Consider the following 14301-nt stretch of genomic DNA (forward strand, 5'->3'; position numbering starts at 1 on the left):
ATAGAGAAAAAGATCATTAACTCTCAAAACTTTGCAAGATGAAAAAGTTCGTTTTTATACTCAGTTTTCTGCTGGCTTTGGCTTTTGTTGTTCCTGCCGGAGCAACAGCTCAAACCAAAGCATTGACCAAAAAAGAGCAACGTAAACTGGAAAAGAAAAAGAAAAAAGAGGAACGGAAGAAAAAAAGCCTTGCCCAAAGAAAATATTATGAGAAGCTGTTGAAAGACCAGCGGTGGGTATTTCAGGCTACACGGCTTTATGGCCCGTCCGGTCAGCTTTATAATGTTTCGCCTGATGTGAATTTTGTGGCGGTAAAAGACAGCATGATTATTCTGCAGTTCGGTTTTCAAAACGTTATTGGCTGGAATGGTGTAGGAGGGGTGACAGCAGAAGGTTTTCTTAGCCAGTATAAATTGAATCCTGGCAAAAATCATAAACAGGCCATGACGGTTTCGGCACATATTCGTCCGAAATTTGGCGGCGGAAGCCCCTATTTTACCATGACCATTATGGATGATGGCTCGGCAGATATTGCGGTAACGCTGAACAACGGAGATCTGTTGCGCATGGGCGGACAACTGTATGCGCCGCAAAATGCCAGTGTGTACAAAGGGGTGACGTTTCCTTGAATAAATGGAAAAAACCGTATTAAGCCAAAATAAACCGTCAACAGGTTATTTGTGGATAAGCATATTTCCACGCTTTGAATTTGAATAATTAATGATGAAAAAAAATAAAAAGATGAAACGAATAGTTTATTTGCTCGGTTTTATTCTGGTTTTGGCTGTGGCTGCCCCTCAGGGAGCTACTGCACAAAACAGGGAATTGACAAAGAAAGAATTACGGAAATTAAAACGGGAAAAGAAAAGAGAAGCCCGGAAAAAAGAAAACCAGCGGTTACGGGCCAGGTATATGCGGTTGCTCAAAAACAAACAGTTTGTTTTTGAAGCCCAAAAAGTATATCTGCCCGCCGGTCCTAGTGCCAATGTCGCCACCAATGTGAATTTTATTGCTGTGCATAATGATCAAATTGTTGTTCAGTTTGATTTTACGGGACTTAGCGGATCAAACGGACTGGGCGGAGTAACTGCCCGTGGCAAAATTGAGAAATGGCATTTCGATCCGGGGAAAAATTCCAAACAGGCCATGACCGTAAGTGGCCAGGTAACACCGCGGGGCTCCGGAAGGCGGATATTCTTTACCATTACGGTGACGGACGATGGTTTGGCTGATGCACAAATCACCTTGAGAAGTTCGACTTTCCGGCTTACAGGACTGATAGCCAGTCTGAAAGATGCTGATGTGGTGATTGGTTCCCCCATCTTTTAATATTTGATTGAAACAGACAAAAAAAATGAGTGATGAGAAATAGAAACCCGAATCACTCATTTTTTTTATGTTTCTCAACTTCCTGAAAAGTAAACCATAAACCAAACCATGCATTTCATCTTTTTTGATGTCTGTCAAGATAAAAATCGCTACTTTTGTCCTCACAAAATGGCTTTATGAAACAAGACGAAGGAAACAACAAAGATGACATTCTGCAACAGGTAGTGGCTGCCATGCAGGAAAAGAAAGCAAAGGATATCGTTCACCTTGATTTAACAGCCCTTCCGGATGCCGTGACAGATTATTTTGTAATTTGCCACGTCTCATCAAAAACACAAGCTACCGCCGTTTATGATTATGTGTTGGAGCAAGTGTGGAAGAATTGTAAAGAGCATCCTTACCATCGTGAAGGATACGAGAATGCAGAATGGATATTGATTGATTATGTAAATGTGGTTGTACATATCTTTCTTGAAGAAAAACGGAAATTCTATCATTTGGAAGGCCTTTGGGCTGATGCCAAAATAACGAATCATTCCGAAGAATGATAAAAACCACCATTGAATAATTTTATGACAAAAAAAGAGAATGGCAGACGAAAAAAATAAGAATAAATCTACTAATAAGTCCGGAAACAATAATCCGTTTAGCAATTTGCCGGGGACGGGAAATAAGCGGCCAAAGTTCAGTTTTTACTGGATTTACGGGATTCTTGCACTGGTTTTTTTGGGGATTAACTTTTTAAATACCGGCGGTGAACCCCAGAAAACAGACTGGAAACATCTGAAAACCATGTTGGCCGATAAAGATGTTCAGAAACTGGTATTGGTGAATAAAGATGTGGCCGAGATTTACCTGAAACCGGAAGCGCTGAAAAAAGAAGAATACAAAGATTTAAAAAACACCACCAATACGTTTGGACAAAAAACGCCGCAATTTTATTACAATGTGGCATCTCCGGATATTTTTATCGAGCAGGTACAGAAAGCCCAAAAAGGAAATGATAATCCGGTTTATGTGGAAAGTGAGACCCGTCATAATTGGGGAAGTGAAATCCTTGGCTGGGTGTTCCCGCTGCTTTTGCTTTTAGGTGTATGGTGGTTTATCATGCGTATGATGAGCCGCGGTGGCGGTGGTGCCGGCGGACAAATCTTTAATATTGGAAAATCAAAAGCACAGGTTTACGACAAAAAAACCAGTGTAAATATCACTTTTAAAGATGTAGCCGGACTGGAAGAAGCGAAGACGGAAGTAGTGGAAGTAGTTGATTTTCTGAAGAATCCTGACCGGTATACCCGGCTTGGCGGAAAAATTCCGAAAGGCATCTTGCTGGTAGGCCCTCCCGGAACCGGAAAAACATTGCTGGCCAAGTCAGTGGCCGGAGAAGCGCACGTGCCTTTCTTCTCTTTGTCCGGGTCCGATTTTGTTGAGATGTTTGTGGGCGTTGGCGCCTCCCGGGTACGTGATCTCTTTAAACAGGCCAAAGAAAAAGCGCCGAGTATTATTTTTATTGACGAAATTGATGCCATTGGCCGCGCCCGGGGGAAAAACCCCATGACCGGTTCTAATGACGAACGGGAAAATACGCTGAACCAGCTTCTTACCGAGATGGACGGCTTTATTCCCAATTCGGGAGTGATTGTATTGGCAGCAACCAACCGGGCTGATATCTTGGATAAAGCCCTTTTGCGTGCCGGCCGTTTCGATCGCCAGATCTTTGTGGAACTTCCTGACCTGGATGCCCGCCGCGAAATTTTCAAGGTACACATGAAACCGTTGAAACTGAGCAAGAATATTGACATCGATTTTCTTGCCCGTCAGACACCGGGGTTCTCCGGAGCAGATATTGCCAATGTTTGTAACGAAGCGGCTTTGATTGCTGCCCGGAAATCGCATCGGACGGTTACCCGTCAGGATTTTATGGATGCCATTGACCGGATTATCGGCGGACTGGAAAAGAAAAACAAAATCATTTCGGATAAAGAGAAAAAAGTTATTGCCCATCACGAAGCCGGCCATGCCACGGTGAGCTGGCTGCTGGAACATGCTAATCCGTTGGTTAAGGTAACCATCGTGCCCCGGGGAAAATCGCTGGGTGCAGCCTGGTATTTGCCCGAAGAGCGTCAAATCACTACCAAAGCCCAATTACTGGACGAAATGTGTGCCGCTTTGGGCGGTCGTGCAGCCGAAGAAGTCATTTTTGGTGAAGTGTCTACCGGGGCTTTGAATGATTTGGAAAAAGTAACCAAGCAGGCTTTTGCCATGGTAGCGTATTATGGCTTGAGCGATAAGATCGGAAATTTAAGTTTCTACGATTCTACCGGACAACAGGAGTATTCTTTCAGCAAGCCTTTTAGCGAAAAAACCAATGAAGTCATTGATCAGGAGATCAAAGAACTGGTTGAAGAATCTTATAAGCGGGCCAAAAAAATTATTACAGAGCACAAAGAACAGCTGGAAGCATTGGCCATGCGTTTGCTGGAGCGCGAAGTTATTTTTAGTGATGACCTGGTGGAGATATTTGGGAAACGCCCGTGGGGAGAAACGCTGAGCATTAAAGATCACCTGGCCAAAAAAAGCCGGACAAAAAAGAAAGTCAATACGCAAAGTGCCAAAGAGAAAAAAGCGGCTTCCGGAACGGGAGAAAAAGAAGTGAAAAATAATAAGCCTTCGGAAAAAAAGGCTGATAAAAAGCCGGATATCCCTGAAGAGAATAATCTTTTGGAAGAAACTGTTTAGCTATGGAAGAGTCCACCACAAAAGAAAAAATTTTGAAACGGGTGCGGGATGCACTGATTAGCAAAAAAGAAAATCCGTTTAAAAATGTCGATTTTTCTTCCCCGGTTCTGGTGGAAGAAGAGGAAGAGCGGGAAGTGGCTTTTGCCCGTAAGTTAATGGAAAACGGTGGCTCGTTTGTTTATTGTGAGAATGAAAAAGCCCTGGGTGAGAACCTTAAAATGCTGCTTCAGCAGAAAAAGTGGGATGCTTATTACGTAGCGGATAAGAAACTGGAAATGCTTTTACAGTCACTGGAAATTCCGTTTCAAAACGACCCGGAGGCTTTCCTGAAAATGCAGGCCGGAATGACACGGTGCGAATACCTGATTGCCCGTTTTGGCAGTGTGCTGGTTTCTTCCGGTCTCGATTCCGGGCGGCGCATGTTTGTCTATCCCGAAACACACATTGTAATATCTACAACCTCACAGGTCGTTCCTGAGTTACAGGATGCTCTTGCCGGTATGCGAAAACGCTATCAGGAAAATTTTCCGTCACAAATGACCGTAATTACCGGCCCCAGCCGTACAGCAGATATCGAAAAAACATTGGTAATGGGAGCACACGGTCCGCGTGAACTTTTTGTTTTTGTGGTGGACGACGAAGATTAATACGGTAACGATTGATTTTGCCGGAGCAGTAATCCGGAGCAGCAATATGGAATGGAAGATAAATCGATATGCTTCGCTGGATTCAACCAACGAAGAAGCTTTTCGTGCAATAGCCACCGGAAAGGTTGCCGAAGGATGGGTTCTCTGGGCAAATGAACAGACACAGGGGAGAGGCGCCGGTGAAAATCATTGGGAAAGTGAACCGGGAAAAAATCTTACCTTCAGTTTGGTCTTGCAACCCGGTTTTATGTTGCCTGAACAACAGTTTGTGCTTACGCAATGTATTTCGCTGGCGTTGTATAATGTGGCAGAAAAACGTCTTGGTCGCGATAACCTTTTTATAAAATGGCCTAACGATATCTGGTTTGAACAGAAAAAAATCGCCGGGGTTTTGATTCAAAACCTGATTTCCGGAAATCATATTCGTTATGCTGTTGTTGGGGTAGGTTTAAATGTTAATCAGACCGTGTTTTTTTCTGATGCACCCAATCCGGCTTCTTTAATCCATTTTACGGGCAAAACAGAAGATATTGAATTGCTTTTAACGGAGATTCTTCATAAGTTTGACAGCCTGTATGTTACCTTGAGTAAGGATATCAATGCCTTGAATCAATCCTATCTGGAAAAACTTTACCGGTATGGTCAACAAGGAACTTATCGTGATGCTGATGGCGTTTTTGAAGCGCGATTGACCGGTGTAGATCATTATGGCCGGCTTTTGCTTCGCGATGATCTGGGGAAGCAGCGGATCTATGGTTTTAAGGAAGTGGAATTTCTTTGATTTCCCCCAAAAAGTTTCGTAATTACTATTATTCTTGCATTATTGAATCTTTTCGGGATTCTGCATGCGCATGATTTTATTCCACCGGTTTTGTAGGCGGTTATTTGTGTTCAATTCCTGCGGGACTTTGATATTTTCAAAAAATTGGTTCAAAGAAAGATAGCTGACGGTATCCTGAAAGGATACAACATGAATAATCCTGCATGCTGTGTAGGGAAAAGATAACGTACAAACACCGTAACCCCAAAGGGGTTAAACTGAGGTATATGCTAAAAGCAACAGCGTTCCGGTTTAAAAAATTTCCCTCATTTTTTGATCTTGTCATTGGAATTATGGCTAAATTTGAGGCTGTGAGGAATAGATAAAAGTTAAAACCATGAAAATATTACCGGTTGAAAAAATCAGGGAAGCCGATGCTTATACCATTGCCAATGAACCCATCGCAGATATTGATTTGATGGAAAGAGCAGCTACGCAGCTGCACCATTGGATTACTAAGCGAGTGGACCGTTCGCATCGTTTTTATGTATTTGCCGGATTGGGAAACAATGGCGGCGACGGATTGGCTTTGTCGCGGTTGCTTACTGTTGACGGATATGACGTACAGGTTTATATCGTGCGTTATTCGTCTAAGAATTCGGAAAGTTTTCAGATCAATTATGACCGTTTTAAGAAACTGGCCAATAAAAAATTACACGAAATACAGAAAGATGCTGAGGGAATTGCCTTTCCGGTGATCACTGACGATGACGTGGTGGTGGATGCCCTTTTTGGTTCCGGTTTAACCCGACCGGTGAAAGGGTTCCCCGGAGAAATTATTCAGCGGATCAACCGGACCCCCGCGGTAAAGATTGCCATTGACATTCCTTCCGGACTTTTTGCTGACCAACCTTCCCGTTCGGCGTCAGGAACGATTGTCCGTGCGGATTATACCCTGAGTTTTCAGTTTCCGAAATTAGCTTTTTTGCTTCCGGAGAATGATGATTTTGTGGGAAGCTGGCATGTGTTGGACATCGGATTACATCCGAAGTTCATTCAGGATGTGGAAGTTAATGATTATTATGTCCGGCAAAATGACGTTTCCATTATTTTAAAACCCCGCCGGAAATTTTCACATAAAGGAACTTACGGCCATGCGTTACTTATTGCCGGCAGTTATGGAAAAATGGGGGCCGCCATCCTGTCAGCTCATGCGGCTTTGCGTTCAGGTGTCGGGTTACTGCATGTGCATGTTCCGCAATCGGGATACCGTATCATGCAAACCGCTTTACCCGAAGCCATGCTGAGCATTGACCGTTATGAGAATTATTTCTCCGATGTTCCAGAGCTGGCCCGGTTCACGGCTGTGGGTATCGGACCGGGACTGGGCACCATGCTCCAGTCGCAAATGGCGCTGAAGCTGTTGATCCAGCAATATAAATTACCGATGGTGCTTGATGCCGATGCGTTGAATATCTTGTCGGAAAATAAAACCTGGCTGGCTTTTTTGCCTCATTATTCCATCCTGACGCCTCATCCGAAAGAATTTGAACGGTTAGCCGGAAGCTGGAAAGATGATTTTGAACGCTTGGAAAAACAACGTGCATTTGCTGTTCGGAATCAGGTAGTCGTAGTACTTAAGGGAGCGCATACCAGCATTTGTACCCCCAAAGGCGATTGTTATTTCAACTCGACCGGAAATCCGGGAATGGCCACCGCAGGGAGCGGCGATGTGCTGACCGGTATTCTTACGGCGCTATTAGCACAAGGATATGCATCGGTTGAAGCGGCTGTTCTTGGCGTTTACTTACATGGCCTGGCCGGAGATATTGCAGCAAAAAAACAGGGGCAGGAAGCGCTGATCTCGGGAGATATTATTCGAAATTTGGGTAAAGCATTCAAAAAATTGGTTTCATAATAAAAAAAGCGGCAATCTTGCCGCTTTTTTTATTGTAACATATTTTAAATCTGTTTTTTTAGATCTCCTCGGTTTCTACCACTTTTGCCAGCAGATCGGCATAAGGCACCATCAGATATTTTTTGTCTTCAAAATCAAACTCTGTACCGGAGAATTTTTTGTAGAAAACGGTGTCTCCTACTGCAATGCCCGGATTTTCAATGTTTCCGATGGCTACCACTTTGGCATATTGTGGTTTTTCTTTTGCCGTGTCGGGGATAATAATGCCCGATGCGGTTTTCTGTTCTTCTTTTTCTTCGCTAAGATCCAATAAAACGTTTTCGTTTAATGGCTGTAATTCTTTCATCGTTGTATTATTTTAAGATTAATATGATTGATTTTTACTACTGAATTCCTAATAAAGTGTTGATTCGTTTTTTGTCAAATCCGACAATAATTTCACCGTTAATGTCGGTTTGCGGAACGCCTTGCTGGCCACTACGGGCCACCATAGCTTCTGCTGCTTTTTGATCTTTGGATACGTCAATGTCGCGAAACCGGATTCCGTTTTTGCGCAAATGGGTTTTCAGCGCATTACACCAGGTACAGGTAGGGGTTGAATAAACCGTTACCCGTTTTTGCGGTTTTTCTTCTTCTCCGTTTCCGGATGAAGTGAAAAATGAACTTTCAAACAGTGATTTGTAAAAATTTTCGTCGTTGCAACCTTTTACGGTCTTTACAAAGTTTTTCCCTTCAAACACCAGCAGGGTAGGTGCCGACGTTACCGAATAAACCGGGTGAATATCCCTTACGGAAGTCACATCAGCTGCTGCCACATTTACATCTTTAAGCTGTCCGGCTACCTTTTCAATATTCCGGTAACTGCAATCACTGGTTTCCGAACCTTTTTTATACAACAAAATGTAGTTCTTCTTCTTTTCATCCAACAGTTGCAACATTTCGTTGTGCGAACCAATCTCTTTTATTGCCATATTCACGCTCTTTTTTTTGACATGTTCAATTATCAATTAATATGCCATTTTCTTTATTTGTCTTTTCGGTATGACTATTTTACAGATATGACAATTTTGCATTTCATTTATGAAGCAATTGCCCGTTCTGTTCTCTCTTTTTTCCGTTCCCGACAGGAAAAAATAAAGCCGAAAAAGAAAATAATAAAACAAAGTATTTTAAAAATACTGGCCCCGGAATGCTAAAATTAAAGTGCAAGTAGAGAGCAAGTTGAATTTCCGGAGCCAGCAGGCAAAATTAATGAAAAAACAGGCTGGTTTCTGCTGCTATTTTATAAATAGTTGGTTTATATTTATTTAACAAAATAAACATGAAAATGGTATGCATTTTGCAAAATAAATGCAGAACAAAATAATTGAAGCTATGAAACGATTAAAATATTTTAGCATTCTGTTATTGGCTATCGGATTATTGATCTCGCCAGTAGCTATGGCACAAACACAGCACACGTTAACAAAAAAAGAACAGCGACAGCTGGAGAAAATGCGCCGTAAAAAAGAAAAAACCAGACAGCGTGCAGCGGCTCATGCTTATTATCTGCAATTGTTGCAAAAAAAATATTTTGTTTTTGAAGCCGATTATCTGACCGATACCCGCGGAAATTCATTTGTCCTGTCGCCTGATATTAATTTTATGGAAGTTATCGGCGATACCGCCGTATTACAGTTTGGTTTTGACAACCTGATAGGCTGGAACGGTGTGGGCGGAATTACGGTTCGTGGTACCTTGTATAATTACAAAGTGCAGGAAGGAAAAAAGAACACGGGTATTAATATGCACACCGGAATCCATATTATCGGTCCGGGGTTGCCGCCCAATGTCAGTCTGTATGTTTCGGATGACGGAACGGCCCAGCTGACGATCATTACCGGCAATGGTGATCAAATTACCCTTTTTGGAACCATTGTTTCACCTGAAGACGCAAGTATTTTTAAAGGAATGTCGTTGTTCTGATTTCGCTGAATGAGTGAAATCAGAACCCCCGGCTTCCGGGGGAAAGTTTATCTTGATGAAATGGCCGAATAATTGTAGTTTTGCTGTTTAAATGTATAACAGCCATGGATGAATTTTGGGCAGATATTCCTGAACAGTTTTATTCCGATGCCGAAGGCAAGCCTTTTGAAAAATGTGTGGTATGTGGTAAAGACCTGCTAATTGATGGCACACAGTATGTCATTGAAAAGGCGATGAAAAACTATGAAGGTTACGACTTCAGTTCTACGGTATTTGAATATGCCATGTGCATGGATTGCTATGCGGAGATGCAAAAAGGAATGTCTGAAGAGTCGATGCTTCGCTTACAGCAGTATTATCAAAACTTCATGGAGCAACGGGGAAATCAGCCGTTGACCATCAATCTGCACACTTTCGATGTGAACGAATGGCTTTCCAAATGTTTTTTTAAGGAAAAGCCGGTAAAAGAGATGAAAGAGTTTCAGCTGATTGGCCAGTTTAATGGCAAACACATGGTTTTAAATACGCCACCAATGGCTATTGGCGAAGAAGTGATGGAAGAGATGGCAGAATTGATGTCAGAGAAAACCAAAGGAGAAATGGATCGTTTCCGGAAAGAGTTTCTCGGACCTCCACCTGAAATAGAAGAGCTTATTTACGGGCGAAAACTCTTTTTGCTTTAACGGTTTTGATGTTGCTTAGGAAAATATTCATTACCGGGGTGCTGTTGGTGTTTTTATCACCGTGGAGTTTTGCCCAGACAAAAATGACAAACCGGATGAAATACGATACCATTACATTAGGTTCAGGGTGCTTTTGGTGCAGCCAGGCCATTTTTGAAAGAGTGAAAGGTGTGATCTCGGCTACGGCGGGTTATTCGGGCGGAGATATTCCGCATCCTTCATATGAGCAGGTGTGTACAGGAGAAACGGGTTATGCCGAAGTGGTACAGGTGGTATATAACCCCGAAATCGTCAGCCTGGAAAAATTACTTGAAATTTTCTGGAAAACACATAATCCTACCACCCTGAATCGTCAGGGCGCTGATGTGGGAACCCAGTACCGTTCGGTGATTTTTTATCATAATAACCGGCAAAAAGAAATTGCCGAAATGTTGAAAAAGAAACTCGAAGAAGCAAAAATATGGGCTGATCCGATTGTTACCGAGATCAGCCCGTATAAAAATTTTTATCCGGCTGAGAAATATCATCAGGATTATTATCGGAATAACCCTTCCGCCGGTTACTGTCAGTTTGTGATTACTCCCAAACTGGAAAAGTTTGAAAAGGTTTTCAAAGACCAGATCAAACAAAAATAGTTTTCTGGAATTATAATCGCATGGTTACTCCAATGGCAGAACTGAAGTAGGTTCCACCACCAATTTCCATATTCAGTCCCCAGACTTTATTCCAGTACCAGCGGCCACCCACATGGATTCCACTGCTGAACTCTGTATCGCGGCTAAAGTCAATTCCCATGGTAGCTCCGGCATATATATCCCAGTTGTTGTACAGGTTGAGCATTTTATTGAAGTGATAATCTGCTCGTCCTGACATGACAAAATGAAAGTCGTTGTCGAAAACAAAATTCACCTGTGGACCAATCGTCCAGTTAGGATTGACCCTGAAATCCGCGAAAGCATAAATGGGGAATCCGCCTGAGTATATTCCGCTTCCTGCAGAAATTTGTACCAGGCTGGCTTTTACGTTTTCTTCCACTGTATTCTGCGAAAATGCTTTTCCGGCAAATAGCAATGCGGATACTGCAATAATCAAAAAGAATTTTTTCATCATTTTTCGGTTTATTAAGGTTTGATACATTAACGATTCATTGGTTTTTCTATTATTCGTTTTTTTCATTTTTTAAACGTTGTTCATTGTTGTAAGCCCATATAATGGTCAGGATAATGACTCCCAGCATGTAATACACAAAATCCGGAATGGGAACGGGGTCGCCTTTGGCATACGAATGCAAACCAGACAGATAATAATTTACGCCAAAATAGGTCATTAAAATGGAAAAGAATCCGACTACAGCTGCCAGGTTATAGGCGAAACGCGATCTGAGTCCGGGAATATATCGCATGTGGGCAATAAAGCTGTACACCAACACGCTAACCAGTGCCCAGGTTTCTTTCGGATCCCAGCCCCAATAACGTCCCCAGCTTTCATTGGCCCAAACGCCGCCAAGAAAAGTACCGATGGTCAGTAAGTATAACCCGACGATCAGGGTTCTTTCGTTGATGGCAGTCAGTTCGCCAATGTGCAAATCCATCAATTCCCGGTTTTTGGGATTTTTCAGGATCATCAAAATCAGGTTGAAGAAGCCGAGCAGGGCCCCCAGTGCCAGAAAACCGTAGCTGGCGGTAATTACCGATACATGAATGGTAAGCCAGTATGATTTTAATACCGGAACCAAATTAGTAATTTCCGGATCCATCCAGCTTAAATGGGCCACAAATAAAATGATGGAAGCCAGCAGGGTAGTGGCTGCCACAGTCATTTTGGAACGTTTGGAGAACAACAGCCCGGCCAGCATGGTTACCCACCCAATGTAAATCATGGATTCATAACCATCGCTCCAGGGAGCATGTCCAGAAATGTACCAGCGCAGTCCTAAACCAAAAGTCTGGAACAAAAAGCCAATACCAATCAGGAATACAAAGAAATTAAGCAGTCCCCGGATAAATTTCGTGTTTTTGAAAATGGCTACAAAGGTGATGATGATCATAATAAAACCAATCAGGCTGTAGGCCAGCGCCAACCGGAAAAAGATCATCCATTTGTTATATAAAATCTCCGCATCAATTTTTCTTTGGGAAGGAATCAGCGGCGCCCCGTATTTTTTCTGGTAAGCTGCCAGTTGTTTTAGCAGTTCGTCGGCCATTTTGTTTTCTCCTTTTACCAGAGCCTGCAAATATTCAGGGATCACACTGACCACCATGAGCGAATCTTTTCCGGAAAGTGTGGTGGGTTTTGATGCCGGCGAATACCAGGGATGGTACGGATTTTTCGGATCGGGAACCATGCGTAACAACTGACCGGTGTAAATCATATAAGCAATATTCATCCGTTCATCCACTTTCATCACTTCTTTGTCAAACATTCCCCGTTGCGAAGGACTTTTGGCATATACATCCGAAACCAGTTTTTGTAGTTTGTACCGGTTGTTTTGCCGGTCGATAAAATCGAGATAACTGGCATATTTGCCTTTAATACCGATATATTTGGCCAGCTCTTTGTCTCTGACCAAAATCAAAGGAACCTGTTGCCAGTATTGCGGATAAGCCATCATTCCCAATAAAACCTGATCGGGGTTTAGCCCGTCAAATGAACTTTTCCAGGCCAGTTTCCGTAATACTTCGCCAGCCAATGTGTTTACCGGTTTAATCCGCCCGTCGTTCGATTGTACCAGCAAATGGCCAAACTGATCGGCTTCGGCTTTGTTGATTACCGGAATTTTATCCGGACTCAGGTAATGGGTTTGTGCCTGGCTGACAGCGGGGAAAAACAATGCTAAGGCAATAAAGAAAAGAATTGTTTTTGCTGTACCGGAAAGGTGACGAAGATATTTTCCCAAATGGGCAAAACGGGTATTTTTATTAATCAGCGAAAGGAACATCCCCAATGCCATGAGAAAATATCCGATATAAGTAAACAAGGTGCCCCAATAATCGTGATTAACAGAGAGAATGCTACCTTTTTCGTCACGGTCGTATGATGATTGGAAAAAGCGGTATCCCCGGTAATTCAAAACATGATTCATATAAATGTGATAAGGCATGCGGACATTTCTTTCTTTGTCAATGACCACCACGCGGCTGGCGTAGCTCGACGGACTCATTGAGCCCGGATAACGTTTCAATTCAAAATCTTTTAACTCAATGGAAAAGGGGAGCTGAATTTCGGCGGCTCCATAATCCATTTTTACCCGGATGCCGTTAATCGTAAAGTTTTTTACTTCTCCACGGTATCCTTTTCCTCCTTTAAGCATAATTTCCCGGGTCTGGTTTCCCGATTCCGCTTTCACAACCAGCACATCCATCAGGCTGACATTCTTGTTGTGGTAAGGAACGTAACTTATTTTTCCGTGGGCATAAAATTGTGTGAGTACAAGGTTTAACCCTTTGATGCTGAATAATTTTCCGCGGGTAAAAGGATAGGGTTTTCCGGGAGCCAGTTTTTCAACGTCACCGGTTTCCATAGAAGTAGAACGGATGGTATCCGGTGCCGTAATGGTCATTTGGTGATTTTGTAATTGTATCTGTATGGCTCCGGGTTGTCCGGATTGGTTAAAAGTAATCTCATATCCGTCTATATTTTGTTTTTCTCCCTGGCGCAAATAAAAGCGGGTTCGGGGCCGGGTTGTAGTAGCCGCTACCAGGGTAATAATTGGTTTGCCTGTTGTACTTTCCGTGATGATCTCTCTTGCATTGTGGATGAATTTTACCGCTTTTAATTCAAGCTTTTTATCACCAATACGAAGTGTTTGATGATAAGCATGGGGAGTCAGTACGGAAATCAAAACGTGTTTCCGGGTCTGAACCTTGTCTTTGCCGGCCTGTGCGGTTACTTCCACATAAGTACGGTCAGATAAAATGGTATGTGATGTTTCTCCTTCGCGCAGATGCATCATTCCTTCAAAGCTGATAAAGCGGGTAATGGCTGCTCCAAGTAAAATAATCAAAAAGGCAAGGTGGAATAAAAACAATGTGAATTTACCCTTTCTGTACATGCGGTGGCGGAAAATATTCACAATCAGATTCAACGCCAGTATCCCTAGTAAAATATCAAACCAGGTGGCGTTGTAAACCAAAGCTTTGGCGGCCATCGTGCCAAAGTCGTTTTCAATAAAAGTAGCAGCGCCAATCCCAATGGCAAAAATCATGAGCAATATCCCCATGGCAGTCATGGAGAAAAGAATGTCAAATATTTTTTTCATAT

At 42.7% G+C, this 14301-nt stretch carries 14 protein-coding genes; 10 read left to right on the plus strand and 4 right to left on the minus strand.

Annotated features, from left to right (window positions below; genetic code table 11):
• Positions 1 to 38 precede the first annotated feature (38 nt).
• The 7 genes from LA303_RS07075 to LA303_RS07105 all read left to right on the plus strand — a co-directional run bounded on the left by LA303_RS07075 (position 39) and on the right by LA303_RS07105 (position 7393).
• On the plus strand, positions 39 to 629 hold the full coding sequence (locus LA303_RS07075; RefSeq protein WP_240524588.1) for a DUF4251 domain-containing protein: 591 nt from the start codon (positions 39 to 41) through the stop codon (positions 627 to 629).
• 112 nt (positions 630 to 741) lie between these two features.
• Positions 742 to 1329, plus strand: coding sequence for a DUF4251 domain-containing protein (locus LA303_RS07080; RefSeq protein WP_240524589.1), 588 nt, complete (start codon positions 742 to 744; stop codon positions 1327 to 1329).
• A gap of 176 nt (positions 1330 to 1505) precedes the next feature.
• On the plus strand, positions 1506 to 1877 hold the full coding sequence (gene rsfS / locus LA303_RS07085) for a ribosome silencing factor (RefSeq protein ID WP_240524590.1): 372 nt from the start codon (positions 1506 to 1508) through the stop codon (positions 1875 to 1877).
• A 40-nt stretch (positions 1878 to 1917) separates the two neighbouring features.
• Complete coding sequence (gene ftsH, locus LA303_RS07090; RefSeq protein ID WP_240524591.1) at positions 1918 to 4068, plus strand: ATP-dependent zinc metalloprotease FtsH; 2151 nt, start codon at positions 1918 to 1920, stop codon at positions 4066 to 4068.
• 2 nt (positions 4069 to 4070) lie between these two features.
• Entirely contained in the window at positions 4071 to 4715 is a 645-nt protein-coding gene (locus LA303_RS07095) for a LutC/YkgG family protein (RefSeq protein ID WP_240524592.1), read from the plus strand.
• Complete coding sequence (locus tag LA303_RS07100; protein ID WP_240524593.1) at positions 4678 to 5496, plus strand: biotin--[acetyl-CoA-carboxylase] ligase; 819 nt, start codon at positions 4678 to 4680, stop codon at positions 5494 to 5496. The genes LA303_RS07095 and LA303_RS07100 overlap by 38 nt, the downstream gene beginning before the upstream one ends.
• Positions 5497 to 5872: 376 nt before the next feature.
• A complete protein-coding gene (locus tag LA303_RS07105; protein ID WP_240524594.1) occupies positions 5873 to 7393 on the plus strand; it encodes an NAD(P)H-hydrate dehydratase in 1521 nt (506 codons plus the stop codon).
• Positions 7394 to 7451: 58 nt separating this feature from the next.
• Here LA303_RS07105 and LA303_RS07110 read toward each other — a convergent pair whose 3' ends face one another.
• Positions 7452 to 7739, minus strand: coding sequence for a GroES family chaperonin (locus LA303_RS07110; RefSeq protein ID WP_240524595.1), 288 nt, complete (start codon positions 7737 to 7739; stop codon positions 7452 to 7454).
• A gap of 37 nt (positions 7740 to 7776) precedes the next feature.
• On the minus strand, positions 7777 to 8364 hold the full coding sequence (locus LA303_RS07115) for a glutaredoxin family protein (RefSeq protein ID WP_240524596.1): 588 nt from the start codon (positions 8362 to 8364) through the stop codon (positions 7777 to 7779).
• Between the two features lie 403 nt (positions 8365 to 8767).
• Between LA303_RS07115 and LA303_RS07120 the strand changes: the two genes are divergently transcribed.
• The 3 genes from LA303_RS07120 (at position 8768) to msrA (ending at position 10676) form a co-directional block, all read left to right on the plus strand.
• Entirely contained in the window at positions 8768 to 9358 is a 591-nt protein-coding gene (locus tag LA303_RS07120; RefSeq protein ID WP_240524597.1) for a DUF4251 domain-containing protein, read from the plus strand.
• A gap of 104 nt (positions 9359 to 9462) precedes the next feature.
• Entirely contained in the window at positions 9463 to 10041 is a 579-nt protein-coding gene (locus tag LA303_RS07125; protein WP_240524598.1) for a hypothetical protein, read from the plus strand.
• A gap of 83 nt (positions 10042 to 10124) precedes the next feature.
• Positions 10125 to 10676 carry a peptide-methionine (S)-S-oxide reductase MsrA gene (msrA, locus tag LA303_RS07130; protein WP_240524599.1) on the plus strand — a complete coding sequence of 184 codons (552 nt, stop codon included), beginning with the start codon at positions 10125 to 10127 and terminating at the stop codon, positions 10674 to 10676.
• Positions 10677 to 10686: 10 nt separating this feature from the next.
• Here msrA and LA303_RS07135 read toward each other — a convergent pair whose 3' ends face one another.
• Together LA303_RS07135 and ccsA are read right to left on the minus strand one after the other, a co-directional pair.
• Positions 10687 to 11148, minus strand: coding sequence for a hypothetical protein (locus LA303_RS07135; RefSeq protein ID WP_240524600.1), 462 nt, complete (start codon positions 11146 to 11148; stop codon positions 10687 to 10689).
• A 52-nt stretch (positions 11149 to 11200) separates the two neighbouring features.
• Positions 11201 to 14299: a cytochrome c biogenesis protein CcsA gene (gene ccsA, locus LA303_RS07140; RefSeq protein WP_240524601.1), complete on the minus strand. Its 3099-nt coding sequence runs from the start codon at positions 14297 to 14299 to the stop codon at positions 11201 to 11203.
• Positions 14300 to 14301 lie beyond the last annotated feature (2 nt).

This window comes from Candidatus Sulfidibacterium hydrothermale (assembly GCF_020149915.1).
Taxonomy (GTDB): domain Bacteria; phylum Bacteroidota; class Bacteroidia; order Bacteroidales; family F082; genus Sulfidibacterium; species Sulfidibacterium hydrothermale.

Bases quoted from the DNA above. Each gene is read 5' to 3' on its own strand.
- LA303_RS07075 (WP_240524588.1), top strand. From the start codon at position 39: ATGAAAAAGTTCGTTTTTATACTCAGTTTTCTGCTGGCTTTGGCTTTT.
- LA303_RS07080 (WP_240524589.1), top strand. From the start codon at position 742: ATGAAACGAATAGTTTATTTGCTCGGTTTTATTCTGGTTTTGGCTGTG.
- rsfS (WP_240524590.1), top strand. From the start codon at position 1,506: ATGAAACAAGACGAAGGAAACAACAAAGATGACATTCTGCAACAGGTA.
- ftsH (WP_240524591.1), top strand. From the start codon at position 1,918: ATGGCAGACGAAAAAAATAAGAATAAATCTACTAATAAGTCCGGAAAC.
- LA303_RS07095 (WP_240524592.1), top strand. From the start codon at position 4,071: ATGGAAGAGTCCACCACAAAAGAAAAAATTTTGAAACGGGTGCGGGAT.
- LA303_RS07105 (WP_240524594.1), top strand. From the start codon at position 5,873: ATGAAAATATTACCGGTTGAAAAAATCAGGGAAGCCGATGCTTATACC.
- LA303_RS07110 (WP_240524595.1), bottom strand. From the start codon at position 7,739: ATGAAAGAATTACAGCCATTAAACGAAAACGTTTTATTGGATCTTAGC.
- LA303_RS07115 (WP_240524596.1), bottom strand. From the start codon at position 8,364: ATGGCAATAAAAGAGATTGGTTCGCACAACGAAATGTTGCAACTGTTG.
- LA303_RS07120 (WP_240524597.1), top strand. From the start codon at position 8,768: ATGAAACGATTAAAATATTTTAGCATTCTGTTATTGGCTATCGGATTA.
- LA303_RS07125 (WP_240524598.1), top strand. From the start codon at position 9,463: ATGGATGAATTTTGGGCAGATATTCCTGAACAGTTTTATTCCGATGCC.
- msrA (WP_240524599.1), top strand. From the start codon at position 10,125: ATGACAAACCGGATGAAATACGATACCATTACATTAGGTTCAGGGTGC.
- LA303_RS07135 (WP_240524600.1), bottom strand. From the start codon at position 11,148: ATGAAAAAATTCTTTTTGATTATTGCAGTATCCGCATTGCTATTTGCC.
- ccsA (WP_240524601.1), bottom strand. From the start codon at position 14,299: ATGAAAAAAATATTTGACATTCTTTTCTCCATGACTGCCATGGGGATA.